The 17,929-nt window shown below is 68.1% G+C and carries 15 protein-coding genes; 12 read left to right on the forward strand and 3 right to left on the reverse strand.

The window, feature by feature from the left end; genetic code table 11:
- The first annotated feature begins 5 nt into the window (after positions 1-5).
- Together OXR00_RS12345 and OXR00_RS12350 are read left to right on the forward strand one after the other, a co-directional pair.
- Positions 6-2,717, forward strand: coding sequence for an ATP-dependent DNA helicase (locus tag OXR00_RS12345; RefSeq protein ID WP_267388505.1), 2,712 nt, complete (start codon positions 6-8; stop codon positions 2,715-2,717).
- Positions 2,718-2,732: 15 nt separating this feature from the next.
- The gene (locus OXR00_RS12350; protein WP_267388506.1) at positions 2,733-3,272 is read left to right on the forward strand and encodes a histidine phosphatase family protein; all 540 of its coding nucleotides are present in this window, start codon (positions 2,733-2,735) and stop codon (positions 3,270-3,272) included.
- Positions 3,273-3,322: 50 nt separating this feature from the next.
- Here the strand turns inward: OXR00_RS12350 and OXR00_RS12355 are convergent, their stop codons facing one another.
- Entirely contained in the window at positions 3,323-3,856 is a 534-nt protein-coding gene (locus OXR00_RS12355; RefSeq protein WP_267388507.1) for a DUF177 domain-containing protein, read from the reverse strand.
- Positions 3,853-4,341, reverse strand: a complete 489-nt coding sequence (locus tag OXR00_RS12360; protein ID WP_267388576.1) for a ubiquinol-cytochrome C chaperone family protein — start codon at positions 4,339-4,341, stop codon at positions 3,853-3,855. The genes OXR00_RS12355 and OXR00_RS12360 overlap by 4 nt, the downstream gene beginning before the upstream one ends.
- Positions 4,342-4,496: 155 nt before the next feature.
- Here OXR00_RS12360 and bamE point away from each other — a divergent pair, with 155 nt between their 5' ends.
- The 6 genes from bamE (at position 4,497) to OXR00_RS12390 (ending at position 11,615) form a co-directional block, all read left to right on the forward strand.
- Complete coding sequence (gene bamE / locus OXR00_RS12365) at positions 4,497-4,994, forward strand: outer membrane protein assembly factor BamE (protein WP_242152146.1); 498 nt, start codon at positions 4,497-4,499, stop codon at positions 4,992-4,994.
- Between the two features lie 625 nt (positions 4,995-5,619).
- Positions 5,620-7,023 (forward strand): glycosyl transferase family protein, encoded by a 1,404-nt coding sequence (locus OXR00_RS12370; protein WP_267388508.1) that lies wholly within the window; start codon positions 5,620-5,622, stop codon positions 7,021-7,023.
- A complete protein-coding gene (locus tag OXR00_RS12375) occupies positions 7,020-8,054 on the forward strand; it encodes a hypothetical protein (protein ID WP_267388509.1) in 1,035 nt (344 codons plus the stop codon). Before OXR00_RS12370 ends, OXR00_RS12375 begins: the two co-directional genes overlap by 4 nt.
- Positions 8,055-8,170: 116 nt before the next feature.
- Positions 8,171-9,085 carry a sulfite exporter TauE/SafE family protein gene (locus tag OXR00_RS12380; RefSeq protein WP_267388510.1) on the forward strand — a complete coding sequence of 305 codons (915 nt, stop codon included), beginning with the start codon at positions 8,171-8,173 and terminating at the stop codon, positions 9,083-9,085.
- A 41-nt stretch (positions 9,086-9,126) separates the two neighbouring features.
- Positions 9,127-9,852 (forward strand): TIGR02186 family protein, encoded by a 726-nt coding sequence (locus OXR00_RS12385; RefSeq protein WP_242152343.1) that lies wholly within the window; start codon positions 9,127-9,129, stop codon positions 9,850-9,852.
- A gap of 110 nt (positions 9,853-9,962) precedes the next feature.
- The gene (locus OXR00_RS12390; protein ID WP_267388511.1) at positions 9,963-11,615 is read left to right on the forward strand and encodes a DUF87 domain-containing protein; all 1,653 of its coding nucleotides are present in this window, start codon (positions 9,963-9,965) and stop codon (positions 11,613-11,615) included.
- Positions 11,616-12,138: 523 nt separating this feature from the next.
- On the opposite strand, the gene OXR00_RS12395 is transcribed toward OXR00_RS12390, so the two are convergent.
- Positions 12,139-13,614, reverse strand: coding sequence for a M23 family metallopeptidase (locus OXR00_RS12395; protein ID WP_346732002.1), 1,476 nt, complete (start codon positions 13,612-13,614; stop codon positions 12,139-12,141).
- A 281-nt stretch (positions 13,615-13,895) separates the two neighbouring features.
- Here OXR00_RS12395 and OXR00_RS12400 point away from each other — a divergent pair, with 281 nt between their 5' ends.
- The 4 genes from OXR00_RS12400 to OXR00_RS12415 all read left to right on the forward strand — a co-directional run bounded on the left by OXR00_RS12400 (position 13,896) and on the right by OXR00_RS12415 (position 17,842).
- Positions 13,896-16,388 (forward strand): helicase-related protein, encoded by a 2,493-nt coding sequence (locus OXR00_RS12400; RefSeq protein WP_267388513.1) that lies wholly within the window; start codon positions 13,896-13,898, stop codon positions 16,386-16,388.
- Between the two features lie 16 nt (positions 16,389-16,404).
- Positions 16,405-16,686 (forward strand): S4 domain-containing protein, encoded by a 282-nt coding sequence (locus tag OXR00_RS12405; protein WP_242152346.1) that lies wholly within the window; start codon positions 16,405-16,407, stop codon positions 16,684-16,686.
- Between the two features lie 58 nt (positions 16,687-16,744).
- Entirely contained in the window at positions 16,745-17,086 is a 342-nt protein-coding gene (fdxA, locus tag OXR00_RS12410; RefSeq protein ID WP_267388514.1) for a ferredoxin FdxA, read from the forward strand.
- 222 nt (positions 17,087-17,308) lie between these two features.
- Positions 17,309-17,842 carry a CarD family transcriptional regulator gene (locus tag OXR00_RS12415; protein ID WP_242152172.1) on the forward strand — a complete coding sequence of 178 codons (534 nt, stop codon included), beginning with the start codon at positions 17,309-17,311 and terminating at the stop codon, positions 17,840-17,842.
- The last annotated feature ends 87 nt before the right edge of the window (positions 17,843-17,929 follow it).

Below are 17,929 nucleotides of genomic sequence, written 5' to 3' on the forward strand. Positions count from 1 at the left end.
GACTTGTGCTGCCGCATCCCGCCCTCCACGCCAGCCACGGCGGCATCTGGATCGCCGATGCGGATGGTACGCGGCCGATCGGGCGTGGCGAGGCGATCCGCATCGCCGCCGACACGCCGGTGATCCTGCTCAACGCGCCGCTGGTGGCGCAACGCTTGGGCTATGCCGAACTGTCGGGTCTCGACGTGCTCGAACTGTTCGCGTTGCTGTTCCCCGCGCGCTTCATGGTGCCGACGCCCAAGGGGCTCGCGCGGGCGGCCGGACTCGACGCGCCGGCGAGCGACGGCGACGTCGCCGCGTTCCTGCGGCGTGCAGCATCGGCGCTGCTCGATGTGACCGAGAGTGACTGGCCCGAGCGCGAGGGCGCGTGGAGCGCAACGCAGAACCTCGGTCGATTGCGCTGGCCGTGGGCGCCGATCCTGGCGGCGCGGCTGCACCGCCCGGCGACGGCGGAACGCTGGCTGTTCACCAAATTGCCCGAATGGTCGGAGAGCGCACCGCGTCCCGCGCCGCGCACCGTTACGCTCGGCGTGGAGGAGACCGCCGCGCGGCTCGCCCACCTCACCGGCAGCGCCGCCGAGGAACGCGTCGGCCAGCGCGCCTTCGCACAGGCCGCGACCGAGGCGTTCGCGCCGCGTATGGTGCGCGACGCGCCCAATCTCGTTCTGGCGGAGGCAGGGACGGGCATCGGCAAGACGCTCGGCTATCTCGCGCCGGCATCCTTGTGGGCGGAGAAGGCGGGCGGGGCGGTGTGGGTGTCGACCTATACCAAGGCGCTGCAACGCCAGTTGGCCGCCGAAACGACGCGGCTGTTCCCCGATCCGGCCGAGCGGCGGCTCAAGGTCGTGACGCGCAAGGGCCGCGAGAACTACCTGTGCCTGCTCAATCTGGAAGATGCCTTGCAGGGCGGGTTCGCTGGGCGCGCCGCCATCCTCGCGCAACTGGTCGCGCGCTGGGCGGCGTATAGCGCGGATGGCGACATGGTCGGCGGCGATCTGCCCGGCTGGCTGACGACCTTGTTCCGCCGCGCCGGTCACACCGCGCTGACCGACCGGCGCGGCGAGTGCGTTTATGCCGGCTGCCCGCACTACCGCAAATGCTTCATCGAGCGCGCCGCGCGCGCCAGTGTCGAGGCGGATATCGTCATCGCCAACCATGCGCTGGTGATGGTCAATGCGGTGCGCGGGCGCGAACTCAACACGCGGCCGACCCGCTATGTGTTCGACGAGGGGCATCACCTGTTCGATGCCGCCGACATGATGTTCTCCACTGCGCTGACGGGACAGGAGACGATCGAGCTACGCCGCTGGCTGCTCGGCCCCGAATCGGGCGGGCGCGGGCGGCGGCGTGGGCTCGCAGCGCGGCTGTCCGACGTGGCGAGCTATGACGAGGCGGGGGCGCTCGCCATTGCCGATGCGGTCAAGGCGGCGGGGGCGCTTGCCGCCGATGGCTGGCTGCAACGGCTGGCGGAGGGCGCGCCGTTCGGACCCGTAGAGCATCTTCTCGCCGCCGTGCGCGGGCTGACCTATGCGCGCGCCGAGACGGATGGCGATGCGGGGTATGGGCTGGAGACCGAGCTGGTCGAACCGGACGCGGCGCTGGTCGAGGCGGCGGGGCAGGCGGCGCATGCGCTCGATGCGCTGGTGCGGCCGTTGGTCGCGCTCGGTCGGCGGCTCGAGGCGGTGCTGGCGGATGCGCCCGACTGGATGGATGCGCCCGCGCGCGCGCGGATCGAAGGCGCGATTGCCTCGCTCGGCTGGCGAGCGGAGACGGTGGCGTCATGGCTGGCGCTGCTCGCCCGCGTCGGCGGCCCGGCGGCGGAGCAGTTCGTCGACTGGCTGATCGTCAACCGCATCGAGGGGCGCGATTACGACATCGGCCTGCTGCGCCACTGGCTCGACCCCTCCAAACCCTTCGCCGAGGTGGTGCTGCGGCCCGCGCACGGTGCGCTCGTCACGTCGGCCACGCTGCGCGGCGGCGGCGCGGATGCCAACGAAGGCTGGGACGTGGCGGAGGCACGCAGCGGTGCGCAGCATCTGATTCGCCCCGGCGCGCGCTTCTCCGCGACCAGCCCGTTCGACTATGCCAATCATGCGCAGGTGCTGATCGTCACCGACGTCAAGCGTGGCGATCTCGGCGGCCTCGCCAACGCCTATGCGCGCCTCGCACTGGCCAGCGGCGGTGGGATGCTCGGGCTGTTTACCGCGATTCGCCGGCTGCGCGCGGTCCATGCCCGCATCGCCGACCGGCTCGCGCGCGAAGGGCTGCCGCTCTACGCGCAGCATGTCGATCCGATCGATACCGGCACGCTGGTCGATATCTTCCGCGACGATCTCTCCGCCTCGCTGCTCGGCACCGATGCATTGCGGGACGGGGTGGACGTGCCGGGGCGTTCGCTGCGGCTGGTGGCGATGGAGGGCGTGCCCTGGCCGAAGCCGAGCGTGCTCCACGCCGCGCGCCGACTCGCGGGCGGCGGTTCCGCCTATGACGATCGCATCGTGCGGGCGCGGCTTGCACAGGCGTTCGGCCGGCTGATCCGCCGCGCTGACGATCGCGGTGCGTTCGTATTGCTATCCTCGGCGATGCCGTCGCGGCTGCTGTCAGCCTTCCCGCCCGGCGTGCCGGTGGCGCGCGTCACGCTCGATGAAGCCATCGCGCGCGTAAGACGGCTTCCTTCCGTGGTCGAATCGGGGCAAGAGGCGGTCGAGGACGCCTGACGGAGAAGGCCCGAGTTGAAAACGCTTACCCTGCTCCGCCATGCCAAATCGGGCTGGGACGATCCCGTCGCCCGCGATTTCGACCGGCCGCTCAACGGCAAGGGCAAGCGCGCGGCCGCGATGGTCGGGCGGCATCTGCGCGATCTCGGCCTGTCGTTCGATCATGTCGTCGCCTCGCCTGCGGTGCGGGTGATGGAGACGCTCGACGAGATCGAACGCGGCTATGGCCGGGCGTTGGGCATCGGGTGGGACCGCCGGCTGTACCTCGCCTCGGCGGAAACGCTGCTCGATCTCGTTCAGGCGCTGCCCGATACGGCGGCCGACGTGCTGCTGGTCGGGCACAATCCGGGGCTTGAGGATCTGGTGCTGATGCTGGTGCCGGGCGGCACGGGCGATCTGCGCAGCGCGGTCGAGCTGAAGTACCCGACCGCGAGTGTCGCGCGAATGACGTTCGCGGTGGACGACTGGAGCGGCGTGACGACCGGCGGCGGTGCGCTGGCATTGTTCGTACGGCCGCGCGATCTCGACCCGACGCTGGGGCCGGACCAGGACTGATCCCGCGCGCTCTGAGCCGGGCCCTGCCTGCCGGAGTGCAGGCGGAAAGCTCAGCTCGGCTTCTTGCCCAGCAGATCGCCAAGCCCGGCGAGCGCGCCTTTCGGCTTCGCCTCCTCCTCGGTCAGTACGCCCGCGTCGCGCAGCACCGCCGCCGCGTTCGCGCTGCGCGGGAACGGATCGAGCGCAAGCGCCATCGTCTCGGCCGCCGCTTCGCCGAGATCGATCGCACCGCCTTCATAAGGGATGGTGTCGAGCGAGCCTTCGTCCAGTTCGATTTCCTCGTCCTCGCCCGCAAAGCCTTCGGCCACGAACAGCAGCGCGACCGGCTCGTCCACGGTGACCGGGATCGGTTCGTCGGTCACGGTGCAGGCCTGCACCACGTCCGCGCCGACACGACCGCGCACCGCGATACCCGCCGCCTCCTGCCGCACTGCCAGCGTCGCGTCGAGCCGGCCGATCGAGACCAGCCCGAACCGCGCGGCGAGCGCGGCACGTTCGGCGGCGTCGGCGGTGATCGTCACGCTGCGTTCGCCCGCTCCGATCGTATCGATCCGCTCGGGGCGCGAAAATTCAGGGGCTGTCATGGCAAATCTCCGGCGATGATCGTGGCCGTGGGGGTGTGCGCGAGCGCGTCGCGAAAGTCGTGGAGCGCTGTCGCGACGTGGGTCAGCGCGGCGGGTGACGGGGCAGTGCCACGATAGACGTTGCGCACCAGCGCGGCGTCGAGGCCGCCTGCAGCCAGTCCTTCGCGATACGCGCCGATCCGCCCGCCGAGCATGCTCATCATCTTGCTGATATGCTTGCCGACGATGATGTCACCGATGCCGATCTGGCGCAGTTGCCCGTCCATGTCGTCGACGAACCGCTCCGTCACGCGTGCGACCGTCTCGGCGCCGGCGGGATCTTCCTCCAGCCGCAGCAGCACGAAGGCGAGCAGGCCCGCGATCATGTCGAACCGGCCGTCCATCGTATCGGGCACCGCGCCGTCGAGGTACCAGTGCGGCGCGCGGCCACGTGCCACGATCGCGCTATACAGCGGCAGCGCCTCGGTATCCTGCGCCCCGAACATTCGGCCGATCCAGTTCAAGTGCGTCGACTCCCGCAAGCGCGGCCCTTGTTTGGCCATCAAGCTCGGCATATTGAGGCGATCGCGGCACGATGCAATGCGCGGTTTTTCGTTGCGGTAGCGGGTTCGGCAACTGGCTGCGTGCCGAGGAGATAATGATGACGGTGATTTCGGCGCGACGGTTCCTGGCGCCCGCTTTGGTCCTCGCGGCATTCGGCGCCAGCGGTTGCACGCAGTTGCGCACGCACCAGGGCTATGTGATCGATGCCGATCTGGTCAACTCGGTGCAGCCCGGCGTCGACACCCGCAAGTCGGTGTTGTCCGTGCTGGGCACGCCGACCTTCGCCGCCGGGTTCCAGCAGCAAGGCGACTGGTATTACATCTCGCGGGATGCGCGCAACTTCGCCTACAACAACCCGCACGTGAAATCGCAGACCACGCTCCGCATCAGCTTCGACGCGAAGGGCACCGTCACTGGGATCGACCGCACCGGCAAGGAACAGATCGCCTCGATCTCGCCGATGAAGAAGACCACGCCGACGCTCGGCCGCAAGACCAGCTTCTTCCAGCAGTTGTTCGGCAACATCGGCACGGTCGGTGCGATCGGCGGCGGTGGCAGCAGTCAGCCGAGCAACACCGGCCGCGACAAGCCGTAACGCGTCGTATCCGCTACGCAGGGCTAAGCGCATCGCTATGCCGCATTCGGCAAGGCAAAGGTGCATTCGGCGGATGACACCTCGGCCCGCCCGTCACGTCTGCTGTGCGTATGCCACCGTCATCTCGATGGATGCCTGTGGCGCGCTGCGCCGTCGACGCCGGATCGGCCGCGCACGGGTGGGGGAGGGTGCGCGGCCGGTGCCGGTACAAAGCTACTGGGCACTAGTCCCGAAAGGGGGGAAAGGGACTCCGGCGTGAACGCGCCTGACCTAAAATGGTTCTCCGGCTTTTTGTGCGCCGCACGATAAACAGCATGTGATCGACCGCGTGCCGACGAAACGACGCGCCAAAGGCGATAATTCCTGGCGACGCAGACTCCGCAGGCGCACCAACGTCGGGCACGACAGCAACCTTTGCTTCTCATCCGCTTCGTATTGCCGCTCGCCGGCACCATCAGTGTAAAACGGCCCGGCCGCTGCACCAATTTCGTCCCGGCTGAAACGGCGAGACGATCGTCGGCGGTTGATCTACGCCCAGCGCTGGTTGTTGAGCTTGATTATCAAGCGCGTTGTGCGACACACCGTGGCGACGAACGAAAGAACGCGAATTCGGGGGCGAAGCGCTTTGGGGGCAGGGGGTATCGTCATCGCGGCGGTGGACGCGGTGGCGCGGGAAAGCATGCTGTTTGCTGCGATCGGATTTCTGATCGGCGGACTCGATGATTTCGCCATCGATGGGGTGTTCCTCGCCGTCTGGGCGCGGCGCCGACTGCGGCGGGTCGATATCGGCGATGGCTTTGTTGCGGATTATCCGGTCAAGGCAACACCGCGCTGCTTCGCGGTGTTCGTACCTGCCTGGGACGAAGCGCCGGTGATCGGCGCGATGCTGCGCACCACGCTCGCCCGCTATGAAAGTATTGATTACCGGCTTTACGTCGGCACCTACCCGAACGACCGCCCAACAATCGACGCAGTCGCCGCCGTCGCGGAAACGGATGGGCGCGTGCGGTTGGTGATCGGCCAAGACGACGGGCCGACCACCAAGGCGGATTGCCTCAACACGCTGTGGCATGCGCTGAAGCGAGATGAGGCCGCGGGATCCAGGCAAGCGGCCGCGATCGTGCAGCATGACGCCGAAGACGTGGTGCACCCGCAGGAATTGCGGATTTATGATGCGTTGCTCGACCGCTATTCGGTCGTTCAGTTGCCGGTGCTGCCGCTGATCGATCGGCGCGCCCGACTCGTTTCGGGCCATTATGCGGATGAATTCGCGGAGGCGCACGCCAAGAACCTGCTCGTGCGGCAGGCGCTTGGTGCCGGCATTCCGCTTGCCGGTGTCGGCTGTTGTATCGCGCGGGAGACTTTGGAGACGTTATCGCAGGCAAGTGAAGGCAAGCCGTTCGATTCCGGCAGCATCACCGAGGATTACGAACTGGGCCTGACGCTCAGCCGGCTCGGCGCGGACAGCGTGATCGCCCGCGTGCGAGAGCGGGCGGGCGGACCGCTGGTGGCGGTGCGCGCCTATTTCCCGTCCACGGTCGCAACGTCGGTCCGCCAAAAGGCGCGCTGGATGACCGGCATCGCGCTTGCCGGGTGGGACCGGATCGGCTGGGCGCCGGCACATGATTTGGCGGAACACTGGATGCGCATGCGTGATCGCCGCGCGCCCTTTGCGGTGCTGATCCTTGCAGTGGCCTACATCGCGCTGGTTGTCTCGGCCGGGTCTGCCTTGGCGCACTGGATCGCCGCCACGCCGCGGCCGCGCATCAGCGGTACGACCGCGCGATTGCTGGAGGTCAATGCGGCGCTGCTCATCTGGCGCATGATGATGCGGGTGGCGTTCACCACGCGGGATTATGGCTGGATCGAGGGACTGTGGTCGCTACCGCGCGCGCTGGTCGGCAATTTCATCGCACTGGTCGCGGTTCGTCGCGCGGTCTGGCACTATGCGCGACTGTTGCGCGGTGCGGATCTGCACTGGGACAAGACCGCGCACGTGTTTCCCGAAGCCTCGGCGCTGGAGACGTGATCAGCGGGCCAGGGCGTCCGCTCCGCTTCCTTGGCATGTCGCTGGCGGGCTGGATCGGCTTGCGCGCGGTGATGTTGTGGCCGCACGTCGCGACCGTGCCGGACCTTGCCCGCGCGCTCGTACCAGGGCTGCCGGTGCGAGCGGTGCTGCCGCCGCTCGCGCAACTGCCGATGATGACGGCAACGCCGCATGCGCCGCTCGCCTGGTGGATGCCCTCTGCGCGCGCGGCGACGGTGCGCGGGGGGCGGCATCGGGATCCCGATCGGCTGGCGCTCGCCTTGCTTGGCTTCGCGCAGTTCGGGCCACCCGACGATGCCGCGCCCGAACCTGCCGCGCCGCAACTGCTCGCCGGGCTGCCCCGGCCTGCGCCGTCGCCGCTTGCCCCAGGTACGGCCGTGCCGTCGAGGTGGTCGGGCAGTTTCTGGCTGGTGGCGCGCGGCGGTGGCGGCGTGACGAGCGCACCGCTCGGCGGGCAGCTCGGCGGATCGCAGGCGGGTCTGCGGCTGGCCTATCTGCTGGATCGCAAGCACCGCATCGCCGCGATGGCGCGTGTCACCAGCCCGCTCGGGTCCGGCCTGCGCGAGGCGGCGGTGGGGCTGGAATGGCAGCCGACGCGACTGCCGGTGCGCATCGTCGCAGAACAGCGCGTGGCGCTGAACGCGGGCAAGGGCGGCCCGGCGGTGACGCTGGTCGGCGGCTTCGGTCCGCTGCCGATCGGCGGCGGTTTCCGGCTGGAAACCTATGCGCAGGCGGGCGCGATCCACCGCGAGCGCACCGAAGGGTTCGTCGATGGCGCGGCGCGTGTTTCGCACCGGGTGATGACGCTCGGCGCGATCCCGCTCGATCTCGGCGCCGGCCTGTGGGGCGGCGCGCAGCGCGGAGCCGAGCGGCTCGACATAGGTCCGTCGATCACGGCCACGCTGCCGATCGCGGGGCGACAGGCGCGGCTCTCGCTCGACTGGCGTGAACGGGTCGCCGGGCAGGCGCGGCCGGGCTCGGGCGTGGCGCTGACGCTGGGGGCGGATTTCTAGAGCACGCGTGCACTATGCGCCTCTCGGGAGGTCGTGCGCGGCCAGCGTATTTTTCCGCCGACTCCCGCCAACCGAGCTTTGCCCCGACCCCCGCAAGCGGGTATCGCCTATCGGCAATGGACATCTACCTGCCAATCGCGAACCTGTCGGTGAACGCGCTGGTGATCGTGCTGCTTGGCGGCGGGGTCGGGTTGCTGTCGGGTCTGCTCGGCGTCGGCGGTGGGTTCCTGACCACGCCGTTGTTGATCGTCTACGGCATTCCGCCCACCGTCGCTGCCGCGTCCGCCGCCAGTCAGGTAACCGGCGCGAGCGTGTCGGGCGTGTTCGCGCACTTCCGGCGGGGGGGCGTGGATACCAAGATGGGTGGCGTGCTGGTCGCGGGCGGGCTGCTCGGGTCGCTCGCGGGCGGGCAGGTGTTCCGGCTGCTGCAGGCGACCGGGCAGATCGATACGGTGATCGCGATCGTCTACGTGCTGCTGCTCGGCTTCATCGGATCGATGATGGCGCGCGAATCGATTGGCGCGATCCGCGTCGCGCGCGGGGCGCGGGCACCGCGTGCGCGCAAACGTCGGCATCACCCACTGGTCGCGGCGCTGCCGTTCCGCACGCGCTTCTACCGCTCGGGCCTGTATATCTCACCGCTGGCGCCGCTGTTGCTAGGCTTTTTCGTCGGCATCCTGACGATCCTGCTCGGTGTCGGCGGCGGTTTCATCCTGGTGCCGGCAATGCTGTATCTGCTCGGCATGACAACGCAGGTGGTGGTCGGCACCTCGCTGTTCCAGACGCTGTTCACCACCGCGATGGCGACGATGGTGCACGCCACCACCACCAAGGCGGTCGATATCGTGCTGGCGGCGCTGCTGCTGCTCGGCTCGGTGGCGGGCGCGCAGGTCGGCGCACGCTTCGCCGCCAAGGCCAAGCCCGAATATCTTCGGCTCGGCCTCGCAGTGGTGGTGCTGGCGCTGGCGGTGTGGATCGCGATCGGGCTGGGGTGGCGACCGGCGGAAATCTATTCGGTCGAAGTGTCGTGAGGGTTTTAGCGTCGGCACTGCTGTTGCTTGCGCCCTTGCTGATGGCGACCGCGAACAAGCCCGTGCTGGTCCCCGACGTGGCGCAACGCCAGGTCGAGATCGTCTACAGCTTCACCGGCGCGGACCTGCTGCTGTTCGGCGCGATCCTCTATCCCGGCGGACGCCTGCCCGACGACGACAAGCCCACCGACATCGTCGTGGTGGTGAAAGGCCCGACGCAATCGATCCTGATGCGCGAGAAGGAGAAGCTGGGCGGGCTGATCTGGGTCAACGCGGCGCGCCAACGTTACCGCTCCGCACCGAGTTTCTACGCGATCGCCTCGTCGCGGCCGATCGCGCGACTGCTCGACGATCGGACGCGGGCGATCTACGAACTCGGCCTCGACAGCCTGCAACTCTCGGCCGCCTCCAGCGCGGCCAGCGCCGAGCAGACTCGCTTCGCGCGCGGACTGGTCGATCTCAAACGGCGGACCGGCCTGTACGTACAGGCGCCGGGCAAGGTCGAGATCACCGATGGCGTGCTGTACCGCGCGGTGGTGACGATCCCCGCGCGCGTGCCGGTCGGGCGCTTCACCGCAGAGACGTTTCTCGTCCGCGATGGCCGGGTGCTGGCGGTGGCGACGCGCGAGATCGAGATTCGCAAGTCGGGCTTCGAGCGATTCGTCGCCCGCTCGGCCGAGCGGCATGCATTGTTGTACGGGCTCGTCGCGGTGGCGCTGTCGGTCGCGTTCGGCTGGGGCGCGGGCATGGTGGCGCGGCGGTTCTAGCCGCGCGTTACTTTCACCCCGCACCGAAGATCGGGCAAGCGCGCCAAACCCGATCTTTACGACTCATCCGTAAGGGTCGTCCAATCAACAGGTTGGGACCAACAGACGCAATGACCGAGATGCCGGGCGCCGACGCCTTCGTCACATCCGCCGATTCGCTCGCGGCCGTGCGCGACCCGATCGGCATGGTGATGGAGATTGCCGGATCGAGTAGCCAGGTGATGCTCGATCCCGATTGCCTGACGGCAATCGGGGGTCATCCCGATCCGATCGTCGCGGCCGCCGGTTCTGTCGGGAGCCCGATCAAGATGCGCGTCGGCGGTATCTGGCTGGTCGCGAGTGTGCGTTCGCTGAAACTCACCGATGGCGGCGACCGGATCGCGGCGGTGGTCGATTTCCTTGGCGAAGGCGACGAACATCCCGGCACCGGCGTGCTAAGCCGCTTCCGGCGTGGCGTGACGCGCTATCCGACGCCGGGCTGCTACGTCTACCCGGCCGCCACGGCAGATCTCAAGCAGATCTACGCCACCGAGGATCGCGCTCATATCGAGATCGGCACGGTATATCCCACGCGCGACGTGCGCGCCGCGCTGTATGTCGATGCGATGCTCGGCAAGCATTTCGCGCTGCTGGGATCGACCGGCACCGGCAAGTCGACCACCGCCGCCCTGATCCTGCACCGCATCTGCGATCTCGCGCCGCAGGGGCATATCCTGATGATTGATCCGCACGGCGAATATGCCGCTGCGTTTCGGTCGAACGGCGCGATCTTCGACGTGTCCAATCTCCAGATGCCGTACTGGCTGATGAATTTCGCGGAACATTGCGAGGTTTTCCTCACCTCGACCGGATCGTCGCGGCAGATGGATGCCGATATCCTCGCCAAATGCCTGCTGCTCGCACGCGCCAAGAGCCGGCTGGGGCAGGAGATCGCCAAACTGACGGTGGATGCGCCGATCCCGTATCTGCTCAGCGATCTGCTCAACTTCATCCAGGCGGAAATGGGCAAGCTCGACCGGGCGGGCGACACCGCGCCGTACATGCGGCTGAAAACCAAGATCGAGGAGATCAAGAGCGATCCCCGCTACGGTTTCATGTTCTCGGGCCTGCTGGTGGCGGACACGATGGCCGCGTTCATCGAACGCATCTTCCGCCTGCCCGGCGGCGGCAAGCCGATCTCGATCATCGACGTGTCGGGTGTGCCGTCCGAAATCACCTCTGTGGTGGTGGCGGTGCTGAGTCGGATGGTGTTCGATTTCGCGATCTGGTCGCGCAACGAACCGCAGCGCCCGATCCTGCTCGTCTGCGAGGAGGCGCACCGCTACATCCCCAACGATCGAAACGGCGACGCCTCATCGGTCGGCAAGATCCTCAGCCGTATCGCCAAGGAAGGCCGCAAATACGGCGTATCGCTCGGGCTCATCACGCAGCGCCCGTCCGATCTTGCCGAGGGCGTGCTGTCGCAATGCGGCACGATCATCTCGATGCGGCTCAACAACGATCGCGATCAGGCGTTCGTCCGCGCCGCCATGCCGGAGGGCGCACGCGGCTTCCTCGATTCGATCCCGGCTTTGCGCAACCGCGAGTGCATCATCTGCGGCGAGGGCGTCGCCATCCCGATCCGCGTCGCGTTCGACGGGCTGGAGGAGGCGAAGCGGCCGGCATCCGAAGACCCGCTGTTCTCCGAAGCTTGGACGGAAGTCGGCGGCGAGGACGAGATCATTGCCCGCACGATCAGGCGGTGGCGGGCGCAGGGGCGGTAGCGTCTTGATGCACACCTCAAAAATCCCGCGTCGCGCTTTGCCGTCTCGAGGAGCAGGCGTTTCGCTACCCGCGACCATCTGACAGAGTGCTGTCGGTGGCGGGGCGTGGCAGTAAAGGCGGTGTGCTGTCCGGGTACGTCAGCCAGTTTCGCCAGATCACATATGTGCGCAGGCGGGTTAGCCGAGTTCGGCACGCAATCTCCATGCTCGTCCTGATCGTGCCATCACGATATTTCTCGAAAACAGCGCCGCATTCCGAATTTCGATATGATAGCCACGAGCGTTCAGCCTGGATAAGCCCTTTGGCTACGGCAGCTCCGCTCTCGTTGCGAACGCGCCGGACGGCCGTGTCATAGTAGCGGTTTAGTACGGCATCGGCTTCACCGAAGCGCGCCGCGAGGCAGGCGTTTACCTCTATCGTGGTCGAACCGGGGCATGGCGTAGCGCCGGGATCGCTACTGGTGATCATCGCTAACGCTAGGAGGGACAGCACGCGATTTCTCCATGAGTGGCTAGCCGAAGGTCACCGGCCGCCGACCTTGACCGCCAACAAAGATCCCACCCGCGCCTTGAACGCACGCAACGCCTCGCCCGACAGTTGCACCACGCTCGACATCGAGATGTTGCGCGGGTTGACCGAAACGCCGTTCTTCCACACTTCCCAGTGCAGGTGCGGCCCGGTCGAAAGGCCCGTTGATCCGACATAGCCGATCACCGTCCCGCGCGCGACGCGCATGCCGGGGCGCACTGCGATGCGGCTCATGTGGCCATAGCCGGTGACGATACCGCCGCCGCTCGCCAGCTTGACGAAGTTGCCATAGCCACCGGTGCGACCGGCGAACTGCACCACGCCGTCCATCGCGGCGTGGATCGGCGAGCCCCATGGTGCGCCGATGTCCAGGCCCTTGTGCATTTTGAGGTACCCCAAGATCGGGTGCATCCGCAGGCCGAAGCTGGAGGTGATGTGCCCCGCCACCGGCATCCCCATCACCCCGCGCTGCTCGGTCTGGCCGGATGATTCGAACCACTGCGCGCGGTCGCCGTCACCCCATTTCACCAGTTGCAGCCGGCGTCCGCCGCCACGGTTCAGCCCGGCGAACAGCAGCTCGCCCAGTTGTACCTCACCGGTGGCGGCACGCGCCTGTTCGACGATGATGTCGAAACTGTCCGCCGCATGCACGTCGCTGCCCACCGACAGCCGGCTGGCGATCGCGCGGATGTACGATTCGACCGCCTTGGCGGGCGCGCCGGCAGCGCGCGCGGAGCGGTACAGGCTGGAGCCGACCAGGCCCTGGATGCGCAACGGGGTATGGTCGATCGCGATCACCTGCCGGCTGAGCGCGAGCGCCCCACCGACACGCTTCAGCGACAGTTGCAGATCGAAGCGCGCGCGGAACGACAGCGCGTCGAGCGGGCGTGCCACCGCCTTGCTGTCGCGCCGGCCGAGTGTCAGGTCGATCTGCGTGCCCGGCGTGAGATCGCCGAGCGAGGTCGCACTGGTGATGAGCCGCACCGCCTGGTCGGAGTCCCGCTCCGACACGCCGGCGCGGCGCAGCACCGCGGCGAAGCTGTCGCCCGTGCCGTAGCTTGCCGACAGGTCGATGCTCGGCCGCTCAGGCGTTTCGGTGAGGGGGGCCACGAAGTCGGTCGCCGCCATGCGGTGGCCGGTGTCGGCGCCGTAGGCGAGCGGCGCGATCGATTGCGCGCGGGCTTCGTCCCACTGGTCGCCGGTGAGCGGCGCGGCGACATCGCCGGCGATCGGGTGGCCGCGACCGGGCGACAGCATCAGCGCGCCCGCGCACAGCGCGGTGCAGGTGAGGGCGCCGCGCCACCACTGCGCCGATCCGATCTGCGATCCCAGATCCGGCACCCACTCGATCTTCTCGACGCCGCTGCGGAAGCGATCGAACGCGGTCGGAGCAGGGAGCGGCACCAGCGCGCGGCCGAACGACACCGTCGCCGTGCCGCCGGCCTGTTCGATCCCGGATTCGTTACGCAAGAACAAGGCTGACTGCCCCCGATACCACGCCGCCCAACACGTTAGACCCCCGGCGTGAGGTCGAATCCCGTGTGGCGATGAAAAGTGAAAGTCAATTTAACCGCGCTGCCCCGCCCGTGCCGCTGCGGTGAAGCGTTCGGCAGGTGAGACAATGCTGTCGATTAACCAAATACCACAAGCATCCGATATGGTTAGCGCGGACCAATCCCTAAGGGCTTTCCGAACATCGCGGCGGCCATGGGGTTGCGCATCGCCGTGCGCGGGGCGATGTTGATGGCATCATGTCACGCGCCGATCACCGGGTCACCGCCGTTCTGGGGCCGACCAACACCGGCAAGACGCATCTCGCGGTTGAGCGGATGTGCGCGCATTCCAGCGGCATGATCGGCTTCCCGCTGCGGCTGCTCGCCCGCGAAGTCTACGACCGGGTGGTGAAGATCAAGGGCGCCAATCAGGTCGCGCTGATCACCGGCGAGGAGAAGATCGTCCCGAAGGACGCGCGCTGGTTCCTGTGCACCGCCGAGAGCATGCCGATCGACCGCGATGTCGCCTTCGTCGCGGTGGACGAGGCGCAATTGGGTGCCGACCCGGAGCGCGGCCACGTCTTCACCGACCGAATCTTACGCGCGCGCGGCCGCGAGGAGACCATGCTGCTTGGCTCCGAGGCGTTGCGCCCGATGGTCAAGGCGCTGGTCAAGGATGCCGAGATCATTACCCGCCCGCGCTTCTCGACTTTGAGCTATGCCGGTGCGCGGAAGATCAGCCGGCTGCCCAAACGCTCGGCGATCGTCGCCTTCTCGGCGGAGGAAGTCTACGCCGTCGCGGAAATGCTGCGTCGGTTGCGCGGTGGTGCTGCGGTGGTGATGGGCGCGCTGTCCCCGCGCACCCGCAACGCGCAGGTGGCGATGTTCCAGGCGGGCGAAGTCGATTATCTCGTCGCCACCGACGCGATCGGCATGGGGCTCAACATGGACGTCAGCCATGTCGCCTTCGCCTCGCTCCACAAGTTTGACGGCCATCGCCAGCGTCGCCTCACCGTGGCGGAGATGGCGCAGATCGCTGGCCGCGCCGGTCGGCACCAGCGCGACGGCACGTTCGGCGCTTTGGTCGACGAAGGACCGAGCGCGTTCGGCCCCGAGGAGGTGCTGGCGATCGAGGAGCATCGCTTCGCTCCGCTCGACCACCTCTATTGGCGCGAGGGTGCGCCCGATCTCTCCAGCATCGACGCGTTGATCGCCAGCCTGGAGGTGCGCCCCGATTTCCGCGTGTTGCGTGCCGCACCGGAGGCGACCGATCTCGCCGTGTTGAAACGGCTGGCGGGGGAGGACTGGGTACGGCAGCGCGTGCGTGGGCAGCGCATGGTGACGCGGCTGTGGGCGGCGTGCGGCCTGCCCGATTTCCGCAAGCTTGGCGTCGATCCGCACGCGCGCTTCGTGGGTCGCGTGTTCGGCTACCTCAGTGACGGCAAAGGCCATGTTCCGCACGAATGGTTCGCGAACGAGATCGCCCGGCTCGACAATGTCGCGGGCGATGTCGAGACGCTGGCCGGTCGGATCGCAGCGGCACGAAGCTGGGCGTATATCGCCAACCGCGTCGACTGGCTCGCCGACCCGGCGCACTGGAGCGCGCGCGCCGGCGCGGTCGAGGAGCGGCTGTCGGACGCGCTCCACACCAGCCTGACGCAACGCTTCGTTGACAAGCGCACCACGCTGCTGATGCGCCAGATCGGTGCGGACCCGCGCGCACTGCCGGTCACGGTCGGGCCCGAGGGCGAGGTGAGCGTTGAGGATCACCCGATCGGCACGCTCCATGGCTTCCGCTTCGTCGTGGCACCGGAGGCGGGGCATGCCGACAAGCGCATGTTGCTCGCCGCCGCCGAACGTCGCCTCGGCAGCGAACGCGCGCGCCGCGCCAAGGCGCTGGCCGAGGCGGTGGACGCCGACCTTACCCTAGCCGACGATGCGCCCGCGATCCGCTGGGATGGGCATGAGGTGGCGCAGCTCGCGGTGGGACCGTCGCTCGCCCGCCCGCGCGTGGTGCTGGATCGTGGGCTCGATTGTCTCGACAAGGCCGCGCAAGCCGCGGTGCGCGCGCGGATCGAACGCTGGACCACCGAGCAGATCGCGCGGCGGCTGCCGGTGCTCGCCGCGCTCGATGCGGCGATGCGTGATCCGCAGGCCACGCCGCCGCTGCGCGCGGTTGCGGCGGCGCTGGTCGACGCTGGCGGTATCGCCGCGCGGATCGGCATCGGCAGCGCGGTCGACGCGCTCGATCCGCCCGCGCGCAAGCGGCTGCGGACGCTGGGGGTGACGATCGGCGCGTTGGACGTGTTCGATGCGCGGCTGCTCAAGCCCGAGCCGGCGCGCTGGCGGCGCGTGCTGCTCGCCGCGCGCGGTGTCGCGGTGTCGCCGCCGCCGCCGACCGGGCCGACGGTGCTGGCGCGCGCTGCCGCGGGCGCGTGTCTCCAGCATGGCTATCGCCCGCTGGGGGCGCAGGCGGTGCGGGTCGATCTCGCCGAACGCATCGCGCGCGCGGTGCATGACGGGCGCAGCGGCCACCGCCCGTTCGCGCCCGATCCCGCGCTCGCCACCTCGATCGGCATGACGGCGGATACGCTCGCGCGGCTGATGGCGGCACTCGGCTTCCGCACCGCCAAGCCCGAGGGCGGCGAACCGCGCTGGGTGTGGCGCGGCCTGACCCGCGCGGTCGAGACCCGGCCAAGCCACGACAACGCCTTTGCCGCGCTTGCCGATCTGGGCGTGCGGCTTGGCTGAAGGGGCTGGCGAAACGATGCGGCTCGACCGCTTCCTGTGGTTCGCGCGGCTGGTGAAGACGCGGACCGTGGCGCAGGCGCTGGCCACCGCCGGCCACCTCCGCCTCAACGGTCGTCCGGTCGATCGCGCCGCCGCCGCCGTCCGCATCGGCGCGGTGATCGCGTTCGCCACGCCCTCGGGCCGGGTCCGCGCGATTCGGGTCGCGGCACTCCCCGATCGGCGCGGGCCACCCGCCGAGGGCCGCGCCTGCTACACCGACCTGCTTGAGAACGCCTCGCAGCAAACGCCCGGTGATTGACGCGACACGCCAGCGCGCATAGCAGGGCGCCCGAGTATCGTCCCCCGGAGTGAGTACAATGACCTACGTCGTCACCGATGCCTGCATCCGCTGCAAGTATATGGACTGCGTCGAGGTGTGTCCGGTGGACTGCTTCTACGAGGGCGAGAACATGCTCGTCATCAACCCGAGCGAGTGCATCGACTGCGGCGTGTGCGAGCCGGAATGCCCGGCCGAGGCGATCCTGCCCGATACCGAGAGCAATCTCGAACAGTGGCTCGAACTCAACACCACCTTCTCGGCGCAGTGGCCCAACGTGACGCGCAAGCTCGACCAGACGCCCGCCGATGCGGATGCGATGAAGGGCGAAACGGGCAAGTTTGACAAATACTTCTCGGCCGAACCGGGCAAGGGCGACTAAGCGCCCACGTCGCTGCCGTAACGATCCCCCGCGCTGATGGTACGCCCGCGTTGTCGACGCCGGGCTGGTAATTTTGTTGCAAGTCTGTTATAGGATCGGCGACGGAAGCGCGGTTGCGCGCTTTCCTGCTGGAGACGTACCACCCACCACCCGTAGCACCTCTGCATTACCCTCGCACGGTGCTGTCGCACGGGATCACCGGTCCACAGAAAGGCTAACGGAATGGCTGCCAAGGCGCTGTCCTTCGACGTCGGCGATTATGTCGTTTATCCCAAGCACGGCGTCGGCCGTGTTATCGAACTGCAGCGGCAGGAAATCGCCGGGATGCAACTCGAACTCTATGTGTTGCGCTTCGAGAAAGAGCGCATGACGCTCCGCGTCCCCACCAACAAGGCGGAAAGCGTCGGCATGCGCAAGCTGTCGAGCGACAAGACGTTGCGTGAGGCGCTCGAAACGCTGACCGGCAAGCCGCGCGTGAAACGCACCATGTGGTCGCGCCGTGCGCAGGAATATGAAGCGAAGATCAACTCCGGTGATCTCGTTTCGATCGCCGAAGTCGTGCGCGACCTGTTCCGCGCCGACGATCAGCCCGAGCAGAGCTATTCGGAACGCCAGATTTTCGAAGCGGCGACCAGCCGCCTCGCACGCGAACTCGCCGCGATGGAGCAGATCGACGAGCCGGCCGCGCAGGAGAAAATCCTGGAGATCCTGCGCAAAGCCGCTGCGATCCACAACAAGGACAAGGTCGCAGCCTGATCCGGGCATCGCGATCGACAGGAAAAGGGGCGGCCGGCAACGGTCGCCCCTTTTCGTTTGTGCGAAATGTCGTTGTGTATTATGCGT

This window comes from Sphingomonas sp. GC_Shp_3 (assembly GCF_026540945.1).
Lineage (GTDB): Bacteria > Pseudomonadota > Alphaproteobacteria > Sphingomonadales > Sphingomonadaceae > Sphingomonas.

Coding starts and splice junctions, on each gene's coding strand:
- OXR00_RS12405 (WP_242152346.1), top strand. CDS start 16,405: ATGCGGCTCGACCGCTTCCTGTGGTTCGCGCGGCTGGTGAAGACGCGG.
- bamE (WP_242152146.1), top strand. CDS start 4,497: ATGACGGTGATTTCGGCGCGACGGTTCCTGGCGCCCGCTTTGGTCCTC.
- OXR00_RS12355 (WP_267388507.1), bottom strand. CDS start 3,856: ATGACAGCCCCTGAATTTTCGCGCCCCGAGCGGATCGATACGATCGGA.
- OXR00_RS12360 (WP_267388576.1), bottom strand. CDS start 4,341: ATGTTCGGGGCGCAGGATACCGAGGCGCTGCCGCTGTATAGCGCGATC.
- OXR00_RS12380 (WP_267388510.1), top strand. CDS start 8,171: ATGGACATCTACCTGCCAATCGCGAACCTGTCGGTGAACGCGCTGGTG.
- OXR00_RS12400 (WP_267388513.1), top strand. CDS start 13,896: ATGTCACGCGCCGATCACCGGGTCACCGCCGTTCTGGGGCCGACCAAC.
- OXR00_RS12415 (WP_242152172.1), top strand. CDS start 17,309: ATGGCTGCCAAGGCGCTGTCCTTCGACGTCGGCGATTATGTCGTTTAT.
- fdxA (WP_267388514.1), top strand. CDS start 16,745: ATGACCTACGTCGTCACCGATGCCTGCATCCGCTGCAAGTATATGGAC.
- OXR00_RS12385 (WP_242152343.1), top strand. CDS start 9,127: ATGGCGACCGCGAACAAGCCCGTGCTGGTCCCCGACGTGGCGCAACGC.
- OXR00_RS12390 (WP_267388511.1), top strand. CDS start 9,963: ATGACCGAGATGCCGGGCGCCGACGCCTTCGTCACATCCGCCGATTCG.